General features: G+C 58.0%; 10 protein-coding genes and 1 pseudogene. 4 read left to right on the top strand and 7 right to left on the bottom strand.

Translation table 11 applies throughout. From position 1 onward, the window contains the following. The first annotated feature begins 267 nt into the window (after window positions 1-267). Genes ACR0DS_RS07965 through ACR0DS_RS07980 form a run of 4 tightly spaced genes read left to right on the top strand, consistent with a single transcriptional unit; the run spans window position 268 to window position 4,449 of the window. Entirely contained in the window at window positions 268-690 is a 423-nt protein-coding gene (locus ACR0DS_RS07965; RefSeq protein WP_480558366.1) for an HIT family protein, read from the top strand. Between the two features lie 20 nt (window positions 691-710). Next, complete coding sequence (locus ACR0DS_RS07970; RefSeq protein ID WP_480558364.1) at window positions 711-1,265, top strand: hypothetical protein; 555 nt, start codon at window positions 711-713, stop codon at window positions 1,263-1,265. After that, window positions 1,266-3,614: a hypothetical protein gene (locus tag ACR0DS_RS07975; protein ID WP_480558362.1), complete on the top strand. Its 2,349-nt coding sequence runs from the start codon at window positions 1,266-1,268 to the stop codon at window positions 3,612-3,614. It begins immediately after the preceding gene. Further along, complete coding sequence (locus ACR0DS_RS07980) at window positions 3,607-4,449, top strand: TauD/TfdA dioxygenase family protein (RefSeq protein ID WP_480558360.1); 843 nt, start codon at window positions 3,607-3,609, stop codon at window positions 4,447-4,449. Before ACR0DS_RS07975 ends, ACR0DS_RS07980 begins: the two co-directional genes overlap by 8 nt. A gap of 310 nt (window positions 4,450-4,759) precedes the next feature. On the opposite strand, the gene ACR0DS_RS07985 is transcribed toward ACR0DS_RS07980, so the two are convergent. The 7 genes and pseudogenes from ACR0DS_RS07985 to ACR0DS_RS08015 form a co-directional block, all read right to left on the bottom strand. Continuing rightward, window positions 4,760-5,008, bottom strand: a complete 249-nt coding sequence (locus tag ACR0DS_RS07985) for a DUF2274 domain-containing protein (protein ID WP_480558358.1) — start codon at window positions 5,006-5,008, stop codon at window positions 4,760-4,762. Window position 5,009: 1 nt separating this feature from the next. Then, window positions 5,010-6,146, bottom strand: a complete 1,137-nt coding sequence (locus ACR0DS_RS07990; protein ID WP_480558356.1) for a TraB/TrbI/VirB10 family type IV secretion system protein — start codon at window positions 6,144-6,146, stop codon at window positions 5,010-5,012. Next, window positions 6,143-7,117, bottom strand: coding sequence for a P-type conjugative transfer protein TrbG (trbG, locus tag ACR0DS_RS07995; protein ID WP_480558354.1), 975 nt, complete (start codon window positions 7,115-7,117; stop codon window positions 6,143-6,145). Before trbG ends, ACR0DS_RS07990 begins: the two co-directional genes overlap by 4 nt. After that, on the bottom strand, window positions 7,114-7,803 hold the full coding sequence (trbF, locus tag ACR0DS_RS08000; protein WP_480558352.1) for a conjugal transfer protein TrbF: 690 nt from the start codon (window positions 7,801-7,803) through the stop codon (window positions 7,114-7,116). Before trbF ends, trbG begins: the two co-directional genes overlap by 4 nt. Next, window positions 7,800-9,146: a P-type conjugative transfer protein TrbL gene (trbL, locus tag ACR0DS_RS08005; protein WP_480558350.1), complete on the bottom strand. Its 1,347-nt coding sequence runs from the start codon at window positions 9,144-9,146 to the stop codon at window positions 7,800-7,802. The genes trbF and trbL overlap by 4 nt, the downstream gene beginning before the upstream one ends. Window positions 9,147-9,149: 3 nt before the next feature. Further along, window positions 9,150-9,416: a putative entry exclusion protein TrbK-alt gene (gene trbK-alt, locus ACR0DS_RS08010; protein WP_480558348.1), complete on the bottom strand. Its 267-nt coding sequence runs from the start codon at window positions 9,414-9,416 to the stop codon at window positions 9,150-9,152. Between the two features lie 13 nt (window positions 9,417-9,429). Next, a pseudogene (locus ACR0DS_RS08015) lies at window positions 9,430-9,540 on the bottom strand (P-type conjugative transfer protein TrbJ); the annotation flags it as partial. Between the last annotated feature and the right edge of the window lie 100 nt (window positions 9,541-9,640).

Genomic DNA, 9,640 nt, shown 5'->3' on the forward strand with positions numbered 1-9,640 from the left:
ATTTCGATCATATCCGCAACCAGGTGCGCCTCATCAGCCCGCCCCCCCCCCTGCCAACATGCACCGGGTCGAGCGCTTCGAGCTCAGGACACGGCGATCCCCACAGTCTGAGACGCGCAACTCTGCCAGAACGAGATTGCGGCATGCACGAACGAGCGCGAGATGGCTTGCTCCCTTCAAAACTTCCCCCTAACGTGGTGAAACCGAGTGCTATGGCTACAGAAACGCAGTATCATCAACCATCCGTTCAAAACATAGGAGCCGCTCGTGTCAGAAAATATTTTTCTACAGGCTACACCAGATAACACAATCTACAACGGAAAGCTCGGCTACGTCATTCTTGATGGCCCCCTTCGACCTGGACATGTGTTGGTCGCGATCAAGTCTGAAGTGAAGGACCTTCACGAGGCCGACCCGAAAGAGCTCAGCAACATGGTTAAGCTCGCACAAATGACTTCACGTGCAATTGTTGATCTGTTGGATTGCGAGAAGACTTACATGGTCGCTATCGGGGACAAAGACCCTCACTATCACGTACATCTTCTTCCACGCTTCAAGTCCGATCCATCACTTGGACCGGGCGTCTTTGGTTCTGATGGATGGGGGCAGCATTTTCCCGCCGAGCCTAACATGGACGAAGTCAAAAGGGTGGCGGATAGCCTAAGGAACCGACTGCATGAAATAGAATGACTTAACAGCAGGTTAGCCACTTGGAGCTTCTGATAATTGATGGGCCTACAGGATCAGGAAAATCGGCTCTGTTGCAATATGTCAGAGAAACGAGAAAACACTCTTTCTGCACACCGAAAAAACTCACCACACGACAAAAAAGAGATACAGCTGATGAAGATCACCGATTTGTAAGCTGTATTCCAAACGACGACCGGTATCTAAAATATTTTGATGTCGGAGCAGAATACGCCATCGACATCTCTGAACTGCATCTAAGCCTTTCTCAGAAAAGGATCCCAGTGCTTATCTGCACCGATACGTATGCAATCAGGAAACTGAAGGAACTCTTTGAAGCTAAAACACTGTTCGTATATCGACATTTCAATGAGCGGACTTTAAGCAGCTTAATGGAAAGGCGAGGAGTCACCAGCCAAAGAAAAATTGCCGAACGCTTTTCTGAACTCTCGACGCTATCGGGTAGGTATTCCGAACGCATTATGCTATATGATCACGTAATTCTCAACATTGGAATGATAAATTCCCTATATTCGCAATTCGATAAGATCCTCGAGCATCTAACGGAGGGCGAGTAAGTGTTAACAGACTATCTTGAGGACGTTCGAAAAATACTTGCCGCTTTTGGCACCGAATCCTATTCGCCCACAGATCTGCGCAGTGAATTTTTCAAGGACCGCTTAGATAACTCTCCCAATCTATTCTCTAATGTTCGAAAATTTGCGACTGCAATTACCTCAAGTCTTAATCCTACGAACAATTTCTTGTTTGGCTCCCGAACAGAAGTGAGGTGGTATCATCGGCAGAGGTCTGTCATTTCATATCGTGACAACAGATGTATTGGTATAAACTTCGGCAAAGAAAAGACCACACTCGCAGCCACGCGAGCATTGGAAAAATGTGTAGGGAAGCAAGCCTGTATTCTAGATGCAAGTAGTGATCTCTTACAACTTCACTATTTCGAACCCTCTTCAGCCCAAAGCCAGATACTGTTGGAGCTGTCCGCTGAGGAATTAGAGCACCAGCTTCACCGTGTTGGAGATTTGTGGAACCTGGTTTTTCCGAAAGAACATGCAATTGTTTGCCGGACTATATCCTATACAGTTCCCAAGAAATTCAAGAGCGTCCTTTTTTCAACCTCCAGCCGCTCTGAGTTCTTTCTAGAAACGATTTCAGGTTGGTTCGGCGCAAGGCCGTCGGTTGAGAAGAGAGCTTTCAAGCGACTATCAAGCGCATTCTCAACACGGCCAAAAGCATTCGAGGTCTTCGTTGGGCAAGACTCCTTGAAGTGCCTTTACAGAGGTAATCAATCGGTTAGCGGTGGAAACGACTCTTCCAGTCACACCTTAAACAAAGTCGAGAAGCGGTTTGAGGCCGGAGGCCTGGCTACATATGACGCAGGGGCAGTCGTTCCTGAGTGTTTGAACTTTTCGGGAAACTCAATCTTGGGAACCGCAACTCGAGGCGATCGAGTACACGCATACATTGAGGGTGGTGAAACGTTTTTTCGTGACTTTGTTCTTAAGTCAGAGAAGTCCGCTACTGCACGCCATCCAAGTGATGCCGAGGATCTTATTTCCCACATAATGGCATTTCGAAGGAGTGGACTTTTCCGGAATGATTTCGCAAAGAAAATTTACAATATTACCCTTCCGTCCATTCTTCTGAAGAATATTGAAAGTGTTGACCAAGATCTACTTCTGATACCACATATTGTACTGTATCGGACGCCAATACTGTCATCTTTCCGGAGAACATTTTCTCTATCCTTTTTATGTTTTCCTGTTTCAGCCAAAGACCAAATGAATAATGATTTATTTTTCTTGAGTTCGAGAAAGGCATATCTTGATGAGGTCCATGAAATAGACTTGTCACTTCGGAAGCCCCATAACTTGAACACAAGGGTTGAAGGCAACAAGCCGAAATATGACGTATCTTGTCGAATGAAAGATATCTTGACCCTTCCTGACAGCGTTAACGACCTAAGTGAGATTGTAACTTACGCATCTGTCGGCCTTCTAGAATGGATCAACGAAATAGGGTCGGGCAATTATTTGTCTGGGACACGTTCCAGAAGTAGAGGCCAAGTTTCCGAAAGCGCTTATTTGGCAAGCTTAGAATCACAGTTCAGCACAAAGCTGAACCTCGTAACATTTAACTCAAAGACGAAAGAGGCACGTCCATGGGAGGAGTGGCTCCGCAGCAACGAAGACGAATCCATACGAGACGCGGTTTACAAGAGACTGTTTCATGCTGACTTTATGGATCCCGCGTCCGCCTATACTACTAAGGGCTCCGTAAAATTAGATCAGATGCTAGTCGGGAACCGTTTGCGAACGGACATGAATGGAATGACATTTCTGGACCCAAGCAGCGACTCCAAGCTCATAATCTATCCAGCTGAGAGGGAGTCCTTCCCGAATTTTTCCATTCTTAGGTGGTTAGGATTCTCGGTCTATCAGGACTCAGCCATAGCCTGTCTTCAGGAGATGATCCGAGAATTTAACCGAGAGATCGATCAAGCCGACGATACTCTAGCAGTACTGAACAGTCTCGAGGGAATGCTGCAGAGCTTTGGTGAATTGTATGACCTTGACATCCGTTACAGTCTGTATCGTGACGAATATGAGAACGTACGTGGGTTGGTCAATTTAGACAGAGACTACCAGAGACTTCATGAGCGTTTTAACTCGGTCAAAGAAGAAGCCATTCTGCGCGAACAAAGGCTATTCAATAAGCTTCTTCTTTCGCTAGCTGTAGTTACGATCCTGTTCGGAATTATTCAATATACTGGAACACGGCTTAGTTGGTCGAGCAAGACTTTTGCATTTGCCGCTTCAGTTCCTTTACTCTTAGTTGCAGCATCTATTTTCAAGCTGTTCGATCCTATTCGCATATTGTTCAAGAGGAAGCGTGGTGATGGTTGAATTCTCTATTTCCAAACTGTCACCCACTTTGGGAGGCGAAGTTCACGGAATTGACCTTGGAGCTGGCATTTCTAAGGATACTGCATCAAAGTTATATAATGAATTGGTGAGCCACGGAGTTCTTGTTTTTCGAGATCAGACCGTTTCCCCGATTCAACACGTTGAAATTGGACGCATGTTTGGCGAACCAGTTGTTCCATTAAATGTTTATGAGGCCTCCGCCGAAGCGCCAGAAATAACAGTATTGTACGCCGATTCCGAGTCGCGACCAGATACCGATATTTGGCACGTTGACTCTTCGTTCCGGGAATCGCCGCCTTTTGCCACTTTTGTTTCGAGTGTGGACGTGCCTTCGTTGGGCGGCGACACGATTTTTGCCTGTATGCGTTCCGCCTTACGAGCTCTTCCGTCCGGTCTTAGAAAAGATATTCAAGACTTGTTTGCAGTGCACGAAGTCGGTGACTTGAAGAACCATTTTGCCCGTACAAACGAAGACCGCAGCCAATTGATCAAAGGGCTGGCTGACCATGGGGCAGCCATTCATCCAGTTGTACTTACGCATCCCTATTCTTCGGAAGAAGTGCTTTATGTTAATGAAACGTACACTAGTCATATTTTGGGGCTTAACGCCGGAGACAATCGCCGCATTCTCAATTATTTATTTGACCTAGTGAAAACTCCCGAGTTGCATTATAGACATCGATGGGAGGTCGGAATGATTGTCGCCTGGGACAACCGGCTTGTGCAACACTACGCTGTTGCTGACTATCTCCCTCAAACCAGAACCATGCACCGACTTACTTTAGTTAAGGATGTTCATTTGAACGGGGGCTAGATTGAAGAGCCTCGAGAGCTATGCTCATTAAATTTGGTTTTGACTACTGAAGTGCCTCAAGACGCCTAGCCAAAGGCAATCATCCAGATTTCTGAAACGCCACATTATCTTGTCTCGATTGCGCCGTTGCGAGAAATTTCGTCCGTTACCTGGAATTTTCGCCATCTATGCAAATCCTTTGCGAACGTGTCTGACAAAAGCGTGGACATCAAGGATAGTATCAAGAGAAAGTCGTCCCATCCATCGCCAGACCGTTGTAACGGCCTTCCTACTTCGACACCTTTGTTCCGATGGGAGCCGGTTCCGTGGATCATGGATTCGACTTCGTAAGCCCGGGTTTCGCGAGCGTTCGTCGCGCTCTGGCGAATCCGCGATCAGTCGCGATGAACCGCTCCAGCATGGGGACCACCAGCTTCTTCGGTTCGATCGGTCCCTGCCCTGCTTCCCGACCGAGGATCTCTCCATAGGCGATGAGGTCGCGATGCAGCATTGCGGGCATTTCCACGGTGAGCTTCACCGGCTTGTCGTCCGGGATCGGTCCGAGTTTCAGCTTGGTCATGTCAGCCTCCGGATGGTGCGAAGACGAGGTCGCGCGTGACGAGCACGCGGACGGGGAAGCCCGGGCGGATTGTGAGAGTCGGCGGGACCTCGAGTTGGCGTTGGACGATGCGCTGCCCGGCCTCGTTAATTGTGTCGATGGCTCCGTCGCGGAAGGCACGAGCGAGACGGTCTTCTTCGTCGAGGGAAAGCTCCGCCCCGACGGCGAGCAGGGTCGAAAGGCCAGCCGCGCGCAGGATGCGACCCCAGTGATTGTCGACGCGGTCCTCGAGACCGGCAAAGCCCGCGGCATCGGCCCCGGGCTGGCGTTCGAGGACAAGAGATCGTCCATCGGGAAATATCAGCCGGGTCCAAACCAGGAGAACGCGGCGCTGGCCGACGGTCACGCTGTCGTCATAGGCGCCGATCAGCCGGGTGCCTTGCGGGATCAGAAGAAGGCTGCCCGTGGGGCTGTCATAGACGTTCTGGGTGACCTGTGCGGTGATTTGGCCCGGCAGGTCGGAACGGATGCCGGTGATGAGCGCGGCCGGGATGACGGATCCGGCCTGCAGGAGGAAAGGAGACACTGGGGACTGCACGCGGTCGGGGGCGACCGTGCTGCGATCGATCGGCCCGGTCAGGAAGGCCTGGCGCGGATCGGTTTCCGCGGTAGCGGCCGAACCGCTCCCCGGTGCCGCAGGCGGCATCTGGAACCCGGTGGACGCGGGCGCCCCGGGCCGCGTCTGGAAAAAGAGGTCACTCACGCGCGCTGCTTCAAGTTCCGCAAGTCTCTGCTGTTCCGCAGGGTCCATGGTGGGCGGCGTGAGGCTCGGCGCCGCGATGGGCTGGCCGCGTTGCTGCGCGTCAAGGATGCCACCACTGAGGTCGCCCGGCAGCGGCGGTCCTAGGCGCGGGATCGTGTCATAGCTGCCCGGCAGATCGCGGAGGCCATCGGCGGGCTGGCGGCGGTCCGTGGTGATAAGCTCTTCCGGGGCTGCAGTTCGGTCCGGACGTTGCAGGCCGTAAATCAGTGCAGCACCGATGCCGAGGCCCGCGACGATGCCGAGCCCGACAATCACCTTGCGCGAAATCCGCGTGACGCGGGGCGGATCGGCGCGCAGGCGCATGGCGGCGGCGGTATCGGTCGATGTCTCGCTCATGTCCCCCGCTCCGCATCCTGCCGCACCATGGTCGCCTCGGTCCGGGGTTCGATCCGCAGGATGCGGACCACCTCTTGCCGGGGACCGCGTCCGAGGCGCAGCTCAGCCGCGCCGAAGAGCCGGTCGACGATGAGCACATTGCCGTGGATGCGGGAGTTGACGATCTCCAACTCCCCATCGGCACCGAGCACGAAGAGCGGCGGCATCTCGCCCTGGGCGATACCGCGGGGGAAGACGACATAGACCCGGCGCCCGTCGTCGAAGACAGAAACCGGCCGCCAGGGCGGGCTGTCGCCCTGCAGCCCGTAGCGGTGGTTGCGCGCGTGAACCGGCGGGATGCGCGGCGTGGCCGATGCGACGCGGGGTGTCTCGGGCGCGCGCGGATAGGCCCAGGAGATGGCGGGCATCCAAGTCTCTTCGCTGGCGTTGAGCTCGATCAGGTAGGTGCGCCGGTCGGTCGAGATCACGAGGTTCGTGCGGATGTCGGGCCGGGTTGGTTTGACGAGAACAAGGACGCGGGTGTCGCGCCCTGCGCCGCTTTCGGTGTCGCCGATGATCCAGCGTGCAGTGTCGCCCGCCGCGATCGGGCCGGTGCCCGCGAGACGTTCGCCGGGTTCGAGCGCGATGGTCGTGATCTGGCCCGGGGCGGCGTAGACCTGATGGAGCGCACCCTCGGACCAGGGATAGATCTGGATCGCGTTGATATACCCCGCCTGCCGCGGTTCGACACGCGCGGCGGCATTGGCATTGCCGACCTGCGCGACAGGTGTGGCAGCCGCCTCCCCGCCCCGGCTCGGGGTCCAGGCGGGCGGGACATGGAGCGGGCGCGGCCGGTCATCGGGCGCCGTGGCAGGCGGCGATGGCAAGGGCGGCACCGCGTCGTCATAGGCGAATGCGGGCGGGCGGTCGCTGGCGCAACCGGCCAGAAACGTGGTGGCCAAAAGGAGGGCGGGCAGGATTGGTCGGGTCATTGGCTCATCTCCCGCGACCAGTTGATCGCGTTCACGTAGATTCCGAGGGGGTTGGCGCGCAGGCGCTCCGCCGTGCGCGGCGGGTCGATCACGACGGTGAGCATCGCGGTCCAGCGTTCGGTGCGCGCGAGCTGGCCGCTCTCGTAGTGCCGCTCGGACCAGGCCACCCGGAAACTGTCGGGCGATGCGCGGATCACGCTCGAGACCTCCACCGAGACCTGGTCCTCGCCGACCCGCGTGAAGGGATCGTTGGCGCGGGCATGGTCGTTCAGCGCCAGCGCACCGCGATCGGTGGTGAACTCATAGGCGCGTAGCCAGTTCTGCCGGACGACGATGGGATCGGCGGGCAGGCCCCGGACCTCCTCGATGAAGCGTGCGAGATGCCAGGCGATCTGCGGATCGCTCGGGCGGTAGTCGGCACTTGCGGCCTCGACGGCACGCGCCTCCCCGTGCCGGTCGATTTCGACGACGTAGGGCACCACGGTGCCGCGCGCCGATTGCCAGACCAGCGCGGTCGCGAAGCCGCCCGCGAGGATCAGGCAGCTGAAGGCCATGAGTCGCCAGTTCTTCGCCTGCACCCGGGCGGAACCGATGCGCTCGTCCCAGACCTGGGCGGCCTTCTGGTAAGGGGTCTCGGGGTCCGGGGTCTTGCCGTAATGCGCGGCGGCGCGTTTGAAGAGGCTCATGATCGGTCACTTTCGGAGAGGGAAACGGAGGCGCCTGAGCTGGGGCTGTCCCCGGCCCGCAGCGCATGGGTGGCGGCGGAGACGCCATGGCCAATGGCCTGGCTGCGGCGCATGGAGCGCGCCCAGGCCGGTGGACTGCCTGCTGGGGCGGCGGCAGTGGAGGCCCCTTCCGCGCTGCCGAGCGAGGACGCGCCGCCGGTGGCGGCAAAGCCCGCGCGGGCACCGGCGGCGTGGCTTGCCTTGACGGCGTCACTGGCCGAGGCGGCGGCTCGGCGCAGGGGGGACGCGGCGGCGGATCCCGCGGCCCGGGCCACACCACCGAACCCGGAGGCGACCCCGGCCGCCCCGGTCTGACCCATGGATCCGAGGCTGTAGGCGGTGGACGCGGCCCCGGTGGCGGCAGCGGCGCCACGCGTGGCGGCGACCCCGCCCGAGGCCAGCGCCCCGGCACCACGGGCGCCCAGCATCGCCCCGCCACCCGCCGCGACGGCAGCCCCACCGACGGCAAGCCCGGTGCCGACGGCCGCCCCCGCGCCCAGTTGCGGCCCGCCGGAGACGAGGCCGGTGGCGATGCCTGGTCCGAAGATGCCGAGACCGAGGAGCGAGAGCGCGGCCAGAACGATCGCCATGGCCTCGTCGATGGTGGGCGTCACGCCCCCGAACCCGGCGGTGAACTGGCCGAAGAGCGTCGAGCCGATGCCGATGATCACCGCGAGCACCAGCACCTTGATGCCGGAGGAAACGACATTGCCCAGCACCCGCTCGGCCATGAAGGCGGTCTTGCCGAAAAGCCCGAAGGGGATCAGCACGAAGCCCGCGAGAGTCGTCAGCTTGAACTCGATCAGCGTCACGAAGAGCTGCACCGCGAGCAGGAAGAAGGCCAGGAGCACCAGCGCCCAGGCGAAAAGCAGGCAGGCGATCTGGATGAAGTTCTCGAAGAAGGCGACGAAACCCATGAGATCGGCCGTCGATTCAAGAAGCGGCCGTCCGGCATCGAGCCCGGTCTGCGCCACCCGACCCGGGCGCAAGAGATCGGCAGGCGAAAACCCGGTGCCCGAGGCCAGGAGACCCAGCCCCGCGAAACTGTCGAAGACGATGGCGGCGAGGCTGTTCCAGTTGGAGATGAGCCAGGCGAAGACGCCGACGAAGAGGGTCTTTTTCACGAGGCGGGCGATGATGTCGTCATCGGCGCCCCAGGCCCAGAAGAGTGCCGCCAGCGTCACGTCGATCACGATGAGCGTGCTGGCGATGAAAGCGACCTCGCCGCCCAGCAACCCGAAGCCGCTGTCGATATAGGAGGTGAAGACCCCGAGGAAGGTGTCGATGACGCCGGTGCCGCCCATGGCTCATTCGCCCCCGGCCCGGTCGCGCCCGAGGAAGCGGTCACGGGTTTCTGCCCAGACGGCGAGGCAGTCGGGATCGGAGGCCGCGGCCTCGCCCAGCTCCTGGCAGCGCCTCTGTTCGGCCCGCAGCGGATCGACCTCGGGCGTAACCAGCGCTGCCGGACGCGCCGCCTGCCCCGCCTCGTCCCGGCTCCTCTCCACCACCGCCGCGGTGATCGCGATGGCGACGAAAATGATGGCCGCGATGCGGGCGAGGACCGATCCCTCCATGGGCCTGCCCCCTTCAGTTGTTGAACATCCGGGCATTGCCGGGCTGGTAGCCCGCGCCCGGGGTGAGGAAGCGTTCGCGCTGGACCCGGCCCTGTTCGGCCGCCGCGGATCGTTCGGCCTCTGTCCGTCATCGAATGATTTGGAACACGAGCGTTTGATTGGCTTAGGAGGATCAGGCTCGCCGCAGTTTCAATCTACGCCGCGTTCTGATGATGCAGCAAGCG

It is taken from the genome of Ruegeria sp. AF5 (assembly GCF_056541905.1).

Bases quoted from the DNA above. Each gene is read 5' to 3' on its own strand.
- ACR0DS_RS07980 (WP_480558360.1), top strand. From the start codon at position 3,607: ATGGTTGAATTCTCTATTTCCAAACTGTCACCCACTTTGGGAGGCGAA.
- ACR0DS_RS07985 (WP_480558358.1), bottom strand. From the start codon at position 5,008: ATGACCAAGCTGAAACTCGGACCGATCCCGGACGACAAGCCGGTGAAG.
- ACR0DS_RS07990 (WP_480558356.1), bottom strand. From the start codon at position 6,146: ATGAGCGAGACATCGACCGATACCGCCGCCGCCATGCGCCTGCGCGCC.
- trbG (WP_480558354.1), bottom strand. From the start codon at position 7,117: ATGACCCGACCAATCCTGCCCGCCCTCCTTTTGGCCACCACGTTTCTG.
- trbF (WP_480558352.1), bottom strand. From the start codon at position 7,803: ATGAGCCTCTTCAAACGCGCCGCCGCGCATTACGGCAAGACCCCGGAC.
- trbL (WP_480558350.1), bottom strand. From the start codon at position 9,146: ATGGGCGGCACCGGCGTCATCGACACCTTCCTCGGGGTCTTCACCTCC.
- trbK-alt (WP_480558348.1), bottom strand. From the start codon at position 9,416: ATGGAGGGATCGGTCCTCGCCCGCATCGCGGCCATCATTTTCGTCGCC.